At 72.1% G+C, this 13,180-nt stretch carries 10 protein-coding genes and 1 pseudogene; 5 read left to right on the forward strand and 6 right to left on the reverse strand.

Translation table 11 applies throughout. The annotated features are described in order from the left end of the window. Positions 1 to 21: 21 nt before the first annotated feature. Positions 22 to 1,650, forward strand: a complete 1,629-nt coding sequence (locus OV079_RS16235) for a carboxypeptidase regulatory-like domain-containing protein (protein WP_267769613.1) — start codon at positions 22 to 24, stop codon at positions 1,648 to 1,650. A 10-nt stretch (positions 1,651 to 1,660) separates the two neighbouring features. Here OV079_RS16235 and OV079_RS16240 read toward each other — a convergent pair whose 3' ends face one another. Next, positions 1,661 to 3,394, reverse strand: coding sequence for a hypothetical protein (locus OV079_RS16240; protein WP_267769614.1), 1,734 nt, complete (start codon positions 3,392 to 3,394; stop codon positions 1,661 to 1,663). Positions 3,395 to 3,635: 241 nt separating this feature from the next. Here OV079_RS16240 and OV079_RS16245 point away from each other — a divergent pair, with 241 nt between their 5' ends. Beyond that, positions 3,636 to 4,904, forward strand: a complete 1,269-nt coding sequence (locus OV079_RS16245; RefSeq protein WP_267769615.1) for a hypothetical protein — start codon at positions 3,636 to 3,638, stop codon at positions 4,902 to 4,904. A gap of 202 nt (positions 4,905 to 5,106) precedes the next feature. Here the strand turns inward: OV079_RS16245 and OV079_RS16250 are convergent, their stop codons facing one another. Both OV079_RS16250 and OV079_RS16255 read right to left on the reverse strand, forming a co-directional pair. After that, a complete protein-coding gene (locus OV079_RS16250; RefSeq protein WP_267769618.1) occupies positions 5,107 to 5,583 on the reverse strand; it encodes a hypothetical protein in 477 nt (158 codons plus the stop codon). Positions 5,584 to 6,225: 642 nt separating this feature from the next. Beyond that, complete coding sequence (locus OV079_RS16255; RefSeq protein WP_267769621.1) at positions 6,226 to 6,870, reverse strand: HEAT repeat domain-containing protein; 645 nt, start codon at positions 6,868 to 6,870, stop codon at positions 6,226 to 6,228. A gap of 463 nt (positions 6,871 to 7,333) precedes the next feature. On the opposite strand from OV079_RS16255, the gene OV079_RS16260 reads away from it, so the two are divergent. Beyond that, a complete protein-coding gene (locus tag OV079_RS16260) occupies positions 7,334 to 7,987 on the forward strand; it encodes a glutathione S-transferase family protein (RefSeq protein WP_267769622.1) in 654 nt (217 codons plus the stop codon). Between the two features lie 111 nt (positions 7,988 to 8,098). Here the strand turns inward: OV079_RS16260 and OV079_RS16265 are convergent, their stop codons facing one another. Further along, a complete protein-coding gene (locus OV079_RS16265) occupies positions 8,099 to 9,001 on the reverse strand; it encodes a LysR family transcriptional regulator (protein ID WP_267769624.1) in 903 nt (300 codons plus the stop codon). Positions 9,002 to 9,096: 95 nt separating this feature from the next. Between OV079_RS16265 and OV079_RS16270 the strand changes: the two are divergent. After that, positions 9,097 to 9,961, forward strand: a pseudogene (locus tag OV079_RS16270) (oxidoreductase). Between the two features lie 76 nt (positions 9,962 to 10,037). On the opposite strand, the gene OV079_RS16275 reads toward OV079_RS16270, so the two are convergent. Beyond that, positions 10,038 to 10,331: a hypothetical protein gene (locus tag OV079_RS16275; protein ID WP_267769626.1), complete on the reverse strand. Its 294-nt coding sequence runs from the start codon at positions 10,329 to 10,331 to the stop codon at positions 10,038 to 10,040. 664 nt (positions 10,332 to 10,995) lie between these two features. On the opposite strand from OV079_RS16275, the gene OV079_RS16280 reads away from it, so the two are divergent. Further along, positions 10,996 to 12,459: a thrombospondin type 3 repeat-containing protein gene (locus tag OV079_RS16280; RefSeq protein WP_267769628.1), complete on the forward strand. Its 1,464-nt coding sequence runs from the start codon at positions 10,996 to 10,998 to the stop codon at positions 12,457 to 12,459. Between the two features lie 329 nt (positions 12,460 to 12,788). Here the strand turns inward: OV079_RS16280 and OV079_RS16285 are convergent, their stop codons facing one another. Continuing rightward, positions 12,789 to 12,995, reverse strand: a complete 207-nt coding sequence (locus OV079_RS16285) for a CsbD family protein (RefSeq protein ID WP_267708284.1) — start codon at positions 12,993 to 12,995, stop codon at positions 12,789 to 12,791. Positions 12,996 to 13,180: the final 185 nt, after the last annotated feature.

The following is a 13,180-nucleotide window of genomic DNA, read 5'->3' on the forward strand; positions in this document are numbered from 1 at the left end:
GAGCCCGGCACTGCGACGACGGTGACGGTGAGCCCGCAGGTCGATCCGAGCCGTTCGAATGCGCAGTCGACCAGCGGCCGCGCAGAGGCCGACGACAACGGACGGTTCGAAGTCACGGGCCTGCTGCCGGGGCGCTATGCATTGCGCGTGTTCGCCGGAGATCCGCCGCAGCTCCTCCCAGGGCCCGAAATCGAGGTTCGTGAAGGACATGACCTCGACGGCCTCCGCATCGAGCTTCCGGCGGCCGGCGAGGTTCGTGGCGAGGTCCGCGACGTCCACGGCCGAGCCATCCCCGGCGCGCGAGTCTTGCTTCGCGGGCCGAACTACGCGCAGACGACCAGCCTCGACGACGGGAGCTTCCGCCTCTCCGGCCTCGCTGCCGGCGCGTACCAGGCGAGCGTGAGCAAGAGCTACCAGCCGATGCGCATGCACGACGCCGAGGACGGTGATGCGCCGCGCGTGCAGGTCGAGACCGGCGAGGCCGCGGTCCTCGACCTCGTCGTCGAGGCCCCGGGCGGGAGGATCACCGGACGGGTCGTGGATGGCGACGAGGCCGCGCAAGACGACGTCTTCGTCGAGGTCTTGCACGAGCCCGAGAGCGGCTCACCCGGGGCCGCCTTGCGCGACATGCGGTGGAGCATGGACCGCGGCCTGCGGCCACGGATGACCGACGTCGACGGAAGATTCGAGTTTGGCGACCTGCCTGAAGGGACATATACGCTCGTAGCCCACCGGCGTGGCGGCGGCGAGGGGATCGTCGAACGCGTGGCGCTCGGCAGCGAGGTCGTCGTCCAGATCGCCGCACCGGGCTCGCTGGTCGGAAGGGTGCGCTCGCCCGTCGGCGGCGGACCGGAGCGATTCTCGGTGGAGCTCCGCGATGTGGCGACCGGCTACCAGGTACGCGACAGCTTCTTCCGCACCGACGGAACGTTCGCGTTCCCGCAGGTCCCCGCAGGGAAGTTCGTGGTCGCGGTCGAGGCACCCGAAGGCTCGGGCAAGGCCGAGGTCGCGCTGGTGACGGGCGAGCGCGGACAGGTCGAGGTCGTGCTGGCGGGCCGCGTGACCGTCCGTGGCCGCGTGCTCGACCTCGACACCGGCGAGCCGGTGCCGGGGATGCGCGTGAAGTTCGGCGCGGAAGGGACAGAGGCGTTCATCAGCTCGGCGGATCATGTCGACGAGCGCTCGGTGTCCGACGCGGAGGGCCGGTTCGAGGTCGCCGACGTGCCTGTCGGCCACGCGACGGTGGTCGTCACGGCCCGGAGCTTCGGAGCGACGAGCGACCACGAGACCATCTGGACGCGGGCGATGATCTCGAGCGGTGGCGTGGTCGAACTGGCGCCGCTCCAGGTGCCGCGACGACGGCTTCACCCCGGCGACGAGGCCGGCGAGCTCGGCATGAGGATGCGGCGCGACGACCCGACGGAGGGAGCGGAAGCGCGGCGGCCGACAGTCGCGTTCGTGCAGCCTGGCGGCCCGGCGGCGCACGCCGGGCTGCGGCCCGGCGACGCGATCGTCGCGGTCGACGGACATGACGTCACCGGCGACCACGTGCAGCGCTTCGATGCCCTGACACGTGTGCCCGTGGGAACCGAGCTCCGCCTCGAGCTCGTGCGTGGAGGCAGCGTCACCCTCACCGCCGCACGCCGATGAGTCGTCGGCTTCACTCGGGGCGCGGTGCGAGCTCGGGGTCGATCAGCGCGCGCACGTAGGCGTGGTAGTGCGTGGCGATCGCCGCCTCGAACCTGGCCTGAAGTTCAGGCGACATCCCGAACGGTCCGTCGGCCCAGAAGCTGAAGTCGGCGATGAAGTCGTCCTCGGAGCGGTCGTAGACGCGCCAGTCGATCGCGGGGAACGGCGGGAGATAGTCGGACGGCGGGAACTCGAGCCACGCGCGCAGGCTGGTGCTCCCGGCGCTCGCCTCCTCGTCGTCGTCCTCGTCGTCCTCGTCGTCCTCGTCGTCCGCGGCGCGCGGGTCGGTGAACACGACGCCGAGGCCGTTGCGGTCCAGCAGCTCGCGCCAGAACCGGGCGACGATCCGGAACAGCGCCGCGTCGCCGTCGATCGGCATCACGTGGCCGTTCCACGGGTCGCTCATCAGGATCGTCTCGAACTCGCCGCCGGGCGGGCACAGCGCGATCCGGTCCTCCTGGAACGTCCCGGGCGCAGGGCGGTGGCACGGGCAGAACAGCACGGTCCAGCCGTCGAGCTCGAGCGCCGCCAGCAGTTGGTCGTCGACGCTCTCGCGCAGCGCGTCGGTCTCGGCCTCGTCGAGCAGGCGGACGCGCCGCGCGGCCGCGGCCAGGCGCTCCTCGCTCAGCCTCGCCCGCGGCGACGGAGCCGGCGCCGCGCCGGGCGGGCCCTCGGCGACCCACGTCGCCAGCAGGGCCAGCGGTTGCGACGCCCTCAGGAACCCGTGGCACAGGAACTCGACGTCGGCCGCCACGTCCCCGCGGGCGAGGTACTCCTGGGCCGCCGCCCGCCACGCCTCGACGGCCGCGCGCGCGACCGATTCGTCGGTCGGCGCGGGGTCCAGGTAGTCCTCCACCGCCAGCGAGCGGACGAACACCTCGCGCTCGTGGATGTCGACCAACTCGTCGCCCTCGTGCGTGACGACGCGTACCAGCCAGCGCAAGAGGCCGTACTGGGGCGCCTCGTCCTCGTGCCGGACCGACATCACGTGCAGCGCGTGGCGCCTCTCGCCGGCGACCGCCTCGACGAGCGGACGATCGCCGCCGGCGCCGAGCAGCTTGATCCCGCGGGAGAGCAGCCACCCGGCTCGCCCGCCGACGGCCTCGGGGATCAGCGCCTGCAGCAGCGCGCCCGCGATCGACTCCGGATAGCCCGGGCGCGGAGCGGCGAGCGCCGAGCGCAGCGTCGCCTCGGCCCGCGCGCGCCAGTTCGGCGCGAGCGGGAGGTCGTCGGCGATGTACGACGGCATGCGGACCCAGCCGCGCGCCCGCTGCTGGACGTCGCCGTCGCTCCAGCGCACCGCGATGTGCACCGCGCCCTCGCTGCCGCGCAGGTGCGGCCGCAGCCAGTCGACCTGCAGCGCCCGCGCCCCGTCGACGACGCGCAGCCCGTCGAACACGTGGGTCTTCAGGGCCGCGGCGACGCTACCTGGCCGTTCGGACAGCTCGACGAACTCGTCGCCGACGAGCGCCGCGAGCTCGGCCCGCAGCGCCGGGTCGGCCGCGTCGCCCGCCTCGGCGAGCGCGACGATCGCCAGCTCGGGGCCGCGACCGAGGCACTGCGTGCGTCGAAGCTCCTCGGCGAGCGCGTCGCGGTCGAGCGTCGGCACGTTCGCCGGCGGCCAGGCGACGGGCAGGTCTCGCGGCAGCGCGGCCGCCCGCGTCAGCGCCTCGATCAGGGCCTCGGACAACTCGACGGAGCTCACCGCGCCGACCCTAGCGAATCGGGGCGCCGATCGCCACGGAGACCCGCGCATCGCCGGCCAGACGCGCGGAGGACGTCGGGCGCGCGACCGCGATACGCGGGCCAGTCGAGCTGCCCCACGCGCGCCGCCGGCCGGTCGACCGCGGCGCGACATCCGAGGACGAACCGCTACGCTGTTCGAGCCGTGTCTGGGCCACGGCACGAGGACGACGCCCCGGGGTTCGTGGTACGATGGCGCGCGAATGGTCGCAAAGGACGCGAGCAAGTCGGGGTGCTTGGCGCTGGCGCTCGGGCTCGTCGCGTGCGCGCCCCAGTCGCGCGAAATCATGGCCTTCGGGACGACGCTGCAGATGATGGGCGGGGCGCCGGAGCTCTCGTTGATCGGGCTCGAGCTCCATTTGAAAGAAGGCGACCGCGAGGTCTCGGTCGAGTACGGCGCGGGCGCGGTGCTGACGTTTCGCGGGGCCGAGCTGGCGCCCGGGGCGAAGCTGCACCTGCGCGCCTCGGGGCCGCGCAAGGGGCACACGGCCGCGCCGCCCAGCCTGCCGCTGCTGCGGGCGGTGGCGGAGACGAGGAGAGCCGACGGAGCCGCCACGGGGCTCGTGGCGCTGCTGCAGAAGCACGAGGGGGACGTGCTCGAAGCGTCGCCGATGGCCTGGGAACCGGCGCTTGGTTCGGCGCCGCCGCTCGGCTACGTGGAGACCTTGGTGGCGAGCGAGGGCGGGACGCTGGTGCATCTGCGACCGTCGGAGCCGGCGCAGGATCGGGTCATCGGCTGGTCGCCGGACGTCGGGGCTCGCTTCACGCTCGCCCCGGGGTTTCCGGCGGATTGGCCGACCGCGTGCCCGCTGGGGACGGAGCGGCTGACGTCGGGGAGCGCCGGGAGCTTGCGGGTCGCGCCGAGCGGGCGCTTCGCCGTGTTCGCGCGCATCGCGGGAGCGTACTGCACGGCCGCGGGGACGACGACGAGCACCCGGCTCGACGAGCTGGTCGAAGCGACCGTGTTCGACACGCGCACCGGTCAGGCGATCGCCGCGCCCGTGCAGGTCCGCGGGGCCAAGCTGCGGCACGAATCGGCGAGGCGGGCGGCCGTGACCGACGACGGGGAGCTGCTGGTGTCGCTGCCCGGTGACGAGGACGCGGGGATCGAGCCGCGCTGGAGCGTCCACGCGGCCGACGGGGCGCAGGTGCTGACGTTCCCGATGCTCCCGGACGCGTGGGCGAACGAGGTGTTCGCGTGGGACGACGGGTGGCTGCTTCGCACCGAGGACGAGCTGGTGGCGCTGGCCCGCGACGGGACGGAGAAGCGTCGGGCGCCGCTCGCCGCCGACGCGCCGATCGTGGTCACCCGGGACGCGCTGTTCGTGCTCGAGGTCGAAGCGGCAGAGGACCCGGACCTGCACTTCCCGGGCGAGCGGCCGTGCCTGCACCGGCACGACGCGACCCTGTCGCGCGTGGCGACGAGCTGCCTCGAGAACGAGGCGATCGCGGCGGCGTTCGATCGCGGTTGACGTCGCGGTAGCGGTCGAGCTCGCTCGCCCGCCGTCCGCAGAGCGGACTCGGGCCCTACGTGACGTGGCGTCGCCCGTGACTATCGAATCGTGGCAGGCGAAATCGGGGCCGCTCGAAGCCGACGCAATCTCGAAGAGCGCCCCCTTCGCTGGTGTCACGATTGAGATGTCGCCGCGGACTTCCGTGCCCCACGAGCGCCGCCTAGGCGGCCGGCAGCGCGTCGTCGTCGCCGGCCTTCGCGCCTCTCCGCCGGGGGCGTGGCGTGCCGCGCTCGACGGATTCGCCGCGGAGGCTGCGGCCGCGTTGAAACACGAACACCCGGCCGAAGACGCCGACGGCGACGGTCGTGTCGCCGGTGGTGGCCGAAACGAGGAGGTAATCCCCGTGGATGAGCACCGGATCGCTCAATGAGGTGGTCGCGCGGAGCGCGGTCAAATGCTGCGACCGGTCCGGCTTCGTGAGCAGGGCCAACATGAGCAGCGTCGCCACCGCCAACTGGTCGAGCCAGCGCGGGCGGACCCGGTGCCGCGCTCGCAACGCGAACCAGAGCAGCGCCAGGAAGGCGACGAAGACCGGGATCACGACTGCCTGCTTCATGAAGGGGCCGATCGCACCTCCCGCCAGCGCAGTGTGCATGAGGGTCGTGGCGGACTGGGAATCCAGCAGGTCAAGTTGCATCGGGATCGTCTTCCGCGATCGCGCCTGCGATCTGCGGAATGGCGGCCCGACCACTCCAGAACCTGTGACGGACCTCCCGCCACACCCTACGCGGATACGCACCCGCGTACTACGCAGATACCGCACCACGGCTCAGCATGCAAGCGACTTGCGACTCCCATGAACGGAGCGCCCCTCGCGCCCCGTCCCGACACACTCGCTGGATTGGATTACCCGACTGTCATCTTCGGCCCGCGCTGCCACGGGCAGCACAGGCACCTCTACGCGCCGAGGTCGTCGCTCGCCGCGCCGCACCGCGCCCCCTGGCGCTCGCAGCGGCCGCGAGGCATCGCCCGCCACCTCCCGGCAGGTAGCGCCGCGCCCGCGGCGACCGCGATGGCCTTGCGGACCGAAGGACGGCCCGAGGCTCATTGGGGACCTCGGCACGCCGACCCCGCAACATCGATTCACGGCGCGGCTGGACGAGCGCTCGACATGGCAGCAGACCCTCCGCCGCTCGCCGGGCCGGAGCGACGCCGCGAGCTTTCGGCGCAGTACGACCCCGCAATCACCGAGCCCGGGCGAATCATGTGTGCGCCTCCGATCGCTATGAAAATCATCACCGCTCGCCGCGGGGTCCCTACAATCCCCGCAGTCGCGCGGTCACACCATTCGCTGCAGCTCTTCCACGATCCGCTTCGCCTCCTCGCGCACGCTGGGCTCCGGATCGGCGAGGAACATCCGCGCCCTCTCGATGCAATCGGCAGGGCGCCGCTGGAACACGCCCTGAAGCACCGCGAGGCGGATGTTGGCCGCTTCGTCGCGGCGAAACGACCAGAGGAGCGCCAGGGCGCCCGGGTGCGGGTCGGCGCCGAGCCCGAGCACGACCTCGTACGTGCGATACGCCGGTTCGGCGAGCGCCTGGCCGAGAGCATGGAGCGCTTCGTCCGTCGCGTGGCGGCACAATCGCTTCAGCGCCACGAACGGCCGCTCCCCGGGGCGTTGCAGCAGCCGCACGTAGTGCGAGACCACGCGGCTGTCTTCGATGGTGGCCAGCGCCTGCTCCGCTTCCCGCCAGACGGTGTCGTCGTCGGCCAGCGTCCGGCGCCCCAGCGCGTCGATGACCGCGCCCAGCGCCGCGCCGTCGGGCGGCTGAACCTCGAGCGTCGTCGCGACCTGGACGCCGATCTCCGCTGCCGGTCGTCGCATGCTGTCCGCGGACCACGGCTCTTCCGCGCATCGCAGCTGCTTGCCGACCACGATCCGGTGCGCGCCGGCGGCCTCGAAGCGGACCCAGTGCGCGAGCAACAACCGCCTCCGGAACGGCTTGTCGGGGGAGAGACGCCGCCCGCCGACGACGCCGCCCAGCGGGGCCCTGCGTCGCGGATCGGGAGGCTGCGCCCGCGCTCCACGTCGATCGCCGCCAGCGCGTAGCTCTCGGGCCGGCCCAGGCGGTTGCGGTAGTCGCCGCCCTCGATCAGGATGAGCGGCTCGCCCGCGACGAGCCGCACCTCGAAGGTCAGATAGAGCGGCTCGTCCTGACGGAGCGTCCTCCGATCGGGCTCGAGAGACACGGCGAGCTCGCGCGCGAGCAGGTCCACGTGAATCGCCGACTCGACGGGCGTCATGCGCCGAGGATGTCAGACTCGTGCGCAGTCGGGGACCATTGCTCGCTCGAGCCGTTCGAGGCGGGGAGCGCCCTGACAGGCGAACTTCGCTGCATTGACGGGGCGGGCGATCTCGCTCAGACTGCCGTCACAGGGAGGATCGCATGATCACGCTCTACGGCTTCGGCCGAGTCCATCCAAAGGTCATCGGCGAGACGCGCGACCTGCGGGTGCAGTGGGCGCTCGAGGAGCTCGGGCTGCCGTACCGCGTCCATCCGCTCGACCACACCGGCGGCGAGTTCGACAGCCCGGCGTTCGCGGCGATAAGCCCGTTCCACCAGGCGCCGGTGATCGACGACGACGGCGTCGTCATCGCCGAGACGGGCGCCATCCTGCTCTACCTGGCGGAGAAGGCCGGCACGCTGCCGACCGACGCCCCCGGTCGAGCCGCGGTCGTCCAGTGGTGCTTCGCCGCGCTCACCACGGTCGAGCCGCCGGTCGCCATGATCCAGCTGTCCGACGCCGGCGGGCTGCCGAGCAACGGCGAACAGAGGGCCGCGCTGGTCCGCTGGTCTCACCGCGTCCTCGACGGGATCGAGCGCCGGCTCGACGGGCGGACCTGGATCGCCGCGGACGAATTCACGGTCGCCGACATCCTCCTCACGAGCGTCCTGCGCGAGATCCGTCGCACCGACCTCCTCGCCGACTACCCGCGGCTGCGGGCGTATTTCGAGCGGACGCAGGCGCGCCCCGCCTGGCAGCGGACGCTCGAGCGCTACGCGGAGCGGTTCGGCGTGACCGTCGCGGACATCCGCTGATCACGACAGCCGCCCTCTCCTGCTCTTCTCTTCGAAAGAGAGCGGCCGCTTCCTCGACCGCCCCGCTCTCGGAGCTGTTTTCATGCGCGGCACACCTCGCCGCGAATGCCCTCATCGCCCCGGGCCCCGCCGCCGCGCCCGCAGGAAATCGACCAGCGCGCGCAGCTTCGGCGCCACCTGCGTGCGGCTCGGGTAGTACAGAAACAGGCCAGGGAACGGCGGGCAGTACGAAGTCAGCACCCGGACCAGGCGCTTCTCGGCCAGCGCCTCCGTCACCGAGTTCTCGAGCAGGTACGCCAGCCCGACCCCGTCGAGGGCCGCGCGCACCATCACGTCGTACTCGTTGGTGACCAGCCGACCTTCGACCGCCAGGCTGATGTCACGACCCTTCTCGGTGAACTCCCAGCGGTACACCGCTCCGCTGGAGACCCGGCGGTAGTTGATGCATTCGTGCTCGAGCAGCTCGCGCGGGTGCTTCGGCTTCGGGTGCGCGGCGAAGTACGCCGGCGAGCCGACCACCGCCGAGCGCATGTCGCCCGTCAGGCGGACCGCGACCACGTCCTTGTCGAGCATCTCGCCGATCCGGACGCCCGCGTCGAAGCCCTGCGCGACGATGTCGGCGAACCCGTCGTCGGTCGTGATCTCGAGGCGAATCTCCGGGTGCGCCGCCAGGAACGGGGCCAGGATCGGCTCCAGCACCCAGCGGCTGGCCACTCGCGGCACGTTCAGGCGCAGCGTCCCGGTCGGCCGCCCGCGCACCTGATCGAGCGCTTCGAACGCGGCCTCGACCCCGGCCATCGCCGGCCGGAGCTGGCCGACGAAGCGCTCCCCCGCCTCGGTCAGCCCCACGCTCCGGGTCGTGCGCTGCAGCAGCCGCACCCCCACGCGCTCCTCGAGCGCGCGGACGCTCTGGCTCACCGCCGACGGGGTCACGCGCAGCTCCGCCGCCGCGGCCGTGAAGCTGCGCTTCTCCGCCACCACCAGCAGCGCCGTCAGACCCGAGAGATCGTGCATCGCTGCCATTTTTTAGCAGAACTGAAAAGCGAGCGGCAATTGCGCGCTTCTCCGCCGGGGCGCGGACGCCTAGCTTCTCCCGCCAGGAGACCGCCATGAGCACCCGCCCCGCCCCCGCTTCCGAGACCGCCAAGGTCTGGTTCATCACCGGCTCGTCCTCCGGCTTCGGCCGCGCCCTCGTCGAGGAGGTCCTCGCCCGCGGCGACAGCGTCGTCGCCACCGCGCGCCGGCCCGACGTCCTCGCCGACCTGGCCGCCCGCGCCCCCGATCGCTTCCAGCTCGCCGAGCTCGACGTCACCCGCCCCGAGCAGGTGCGCGCCGTCGTCGCCGCCGCCCTGGCCCGCTTCGGCCGCATCGACGTCCTCGTCAACAACGCCGGCTTTAGCATCCTCGGCGCGCTCGAGGAGACCGACGACGACGCCCTGCGGGCGACCATGGAGCTGATGTTCTTCGCCGCGATCGCCACCACCCGCGAGGTCCTGCCGCACATGCGCGCGCCGGAGCGGCACGATCGTCCAGATCACCAGCGTCGGCGGCATCACCACCGCGCCCGGATTCGGGGCCTACTGCGCGGCCAAGCACGCGCTCGAGGCCGCGTCCGAGAGCCTCGCCGCCGAGGTCGAGCCACACGGCGTGCGCGTCCTCGTGGTCGAGCCGGGCGCCTTCCGCACCGCCCTGTTCGGCCCGGCCTTCCGCCACATGCCGGCCATGGACGCCTACGCCGCCACCGTCGGGGCCATGCGCTCGTGGGTGACGCAGACCCACGGTGAACAGGGCGGCGATCCGGCCAAGGCCGCGCGCGCGATCGTCGACGTCGTCGGCCGCTCCGCCGGCCCGCTGCGCCTCCCGCTCGGCGGCGACGCGGTCGACCAGATCCGCGCCAAGCTGGCCAGGATCGCCGCCGACGTCGATCACGCCGAAGCGCTGGCCCGCAGCACCGACTTCGACCCGCAGGCCTGACGCGACGGCCGGGCGCTCACCGACTCCAGCGCCGCGCGAGCACCTCCATCACGCCGAATCGACCGCCATCACTCGCTCAGTGGGCCGGCGGCGTCGCGTAGGTCACCGCGGTCGCGCCGCTCTGCTTGAGCGCCTCGCCGATCGCGAACTCCCACGTCTTGTGACCGGCCAGCTCGCACCGATCGTGCTCGATGTCCTCGCACAGGTAGAACGGCAGCGGCGAGCCCTGTCCGGGGACCACTGCGAAGCCGGTCCACAGCGGGCACCCGCCGTAGTGCAGCTTGAGGAGCAGCTTGTCGCCCTCGATCTTGGGCTCGGCCTCGTGCAGAGAGCTGGCGATCCGGAAGCCCTCGGGGCAACGATCGACCACCAGGCCGACGTAGTTGTGGCCCTCGGTCTTGAGCGCGAACGCGGGATCCTTGCTGCGATCGTTCTTGCTGACCGCTCCAGCCGGCTCGCTCGGCTTGGCCGGCTCGCTCGGCTTGGCCGGCTCGCTCGGCTTGGCCGGCTCGGCCGCCTTGGCCGGCTCGGCTGCTTCGGCTTGTCGCAGGCGACGAGCACGGGAGAGAGAGGAGAGTGGCGAAGAGATGCGAGGGTTGCATGGACGTGTCTGCCTGGGAGGCCGCGGCCCGGGCGGGGTCGTCTCCCGCCGCGAGGCCGCGGAGCCTACAACGAAGCTCCGCGCCGAGTCACGCCGCGCGAGGTCTTCGCGCCCGCGATTTCGAACATGTCCGTTCAGGCATGTCCTATCAATCCGATCGTGGACCCCGCGCAGCGACGCCGCGGGCCGCGGGCGCGACTCGATCGGGTCCTCGAAGCCCCATCTCAGCCGTTCAGCGATCGTGAGTTTGCGAGCGGCCGCACCCGCGAGCGCCGCTTCCCATGCACCTCCTCGCGCCGCGCCGCGGGAGCTCCTCGCCCGCCCGGACCCCCGCCGCCGCTCGCCCTGCCGGGTCCGAAGTCCGTCCGATCGTCCGCGCGCACGGCCGCAAAATCGATGAGCTACTGCGATCTGCTCGCGCGACTGCAGCGTCATGATTCGCCCTCACCACCGCCAACCGCGCCGGCTGCTCGGCGCCGTGCTCCTCGCCCTCGGCGCTTGCAACCCCGCCGTGCTCGACCCCTTCGAAACCGACGGCGCCACCGAACCCGGCGCCACCGTCGACCCCGGCAGCACGAGCGGCGCCACCGGCCCCGCCGAATCGACCTCCGGCGCGAGCACGACCGCCGACCTGACCACCACCGGCACCACCGGCGGCGACGAGCCGCTGCCGAGCTGCGACGGTCCGGTCACCGACTGCAAGCTGGACCTGGACCGCGACGGCGTGATGGGGCACTGCGACAACGCTCCCGATCACTTCAACCCTGACCAGTCGGACGTCGACGGCGACGGCTTCGGCGACGTCGCCGACCTCTGCCCCACTCTCCCAGTCGGCGAGCCCAAGGCCGACAGCGACAAGGACGGCATCGGCAACGCCTGCGACCTGTGCGTCAAGGCGGCCGCGCACTACAACGACCCCGACGCCCCGATCCCCGAGCGCCTGAAGGTGCGCAACATCCCGAGCACCGCCGACAGCGATCGCGACGGCATCGGCGACGCCTGCGACAACTGCGTGCGCACCCCCAATTGCGAGGGCTACGGCGAGGGCCTCGACCCGTACGAGCTCGGCGATCCGATCGCCTTCGACGGCCCCGACTGCCAGATCGACGCCGACAACGATCTCGTCGGCGACGCCTGCGCCGGCACCATGCTCCCGGGCGCCGCCGGCCCGGTCGGCTTCGGCCTCGACGACGACTTCGACCAGGACGGCCTGCGCAACGGGGACGACGGCTGCCCGCGCCAGCCCGTGCCCCTGCAGGCGTGCGACGACGACGTCGACTGCCCGACGGCCAGCAAGTGCGTCCAGGGCCAGTGCGGCCACGCCGACCTCGACGGCGACGACGTCGGCGACATCTGCGACCCCCTGCCCCTTCGTCGGCAACCCGCAGCAGGTCCAGCCGGGCATGGCGGAGGAGAGCGACCAGGACGGCGACTTCGTCGGCTTCAACTGCGAGTCCACGTCGGACGCCGACCTCGTCCCCGACCCGCGCCGGATCGGCTTCTACGACCTCAGCGCCAACGGCTATTGCTGCGTCCGCCTCCACCCCGCCGGCACCACCCTCGATCCCGACGGCGCCACCGTGCCGCTGCCCGCCAAGGTCCTCGCCCAACCAGGCGTCGGCCAGCTCCGCCCGGCTGCGCCCAGGAGGGCCAGCCGCTGAACGGCACCGTCGACCTCGCCACCTTGTGGGCCAGCTTCTGCCTCATGCCGCAGTCGGACCAGGACTTCGACGGCGTCGGCGACGTCGTCGATCTGTGCCCCTGGTCGTTCGACCCTGTCAACACCGTCTACGTCGACGACGCGAACATGCAATGGGAGAACTACGGCGAGTTCTGCCAGGGCGAGTACAGCCCCGAGCACCTTGACCCGGCGATGATGTGCATGCCGGGCACCTGATGACGCGCCCGCTGCGGCGCCTGTCCTTCGCGACATATCCCATCGAACATGCGCATCGTACTCGGCTCGCGGTCGAGCGAGCGCCGTCACCCGGTGACGCGCCACACCCAAATACCTCGACCACCGCCAGGACCTCCGCGCGGTATCATGAATGGGCGGCGCCCCGAAGCGCCCGCGCATTCGCGTCACCCGCAGCGGGTCACGCGTGCGGCTGGCGGGGCGACCGCAGCGCCGGGGGATCGTTCGCGGCGCAAAAGGATTCGGCGCGCCTGCAGGACCTGCAGGCGCGCCGAATCGCATCGCAGAGCGGCGCGGAGCGCCGACATTCGTCACAGGTTGCTGTTGTTCTCGGCCTTGTAGCCCAGCTTGCGCTCGATCTCTTCGCGGCGCTCACCCGAGCGCTCCTGAATGATCCCGCACAGCTTGTCGGCGTTGCCTTCGGCCTTGAGGAAATCGTCGTCGGTCAGGTTCCCCCAGAACTGCTTCGCCTTGCCCTTGAGCTGCTCCCACTTCCCCTGGATTTGATCGCGGTTCATGGTCGGTTTCTCCGCCCACCAGTTTGATCGTGGTTGCACGGCGCGCCTGCCCGACTAGCGCCACGAAACGGCGCCAGGCGCTCGCCGACGGCCCTTGTCGGACCGTCGATTTCGGCGGCCCGTTCGCCATTCCCACCGTTCGCGCGCATGACGCCGCCCGATCGTACGAATCACGCCGCAGCGGG

It is taken from the genome of Nannocystis pusilla (assembly GCF_026626665.1).
In the GTDB taxonomy this organism is placed as follows: Bacteria; Myxococcota_A; Polyangia; order Nannocystales; family Nannocystaceae; genus Nannocystis; species Nannocystis pusilla.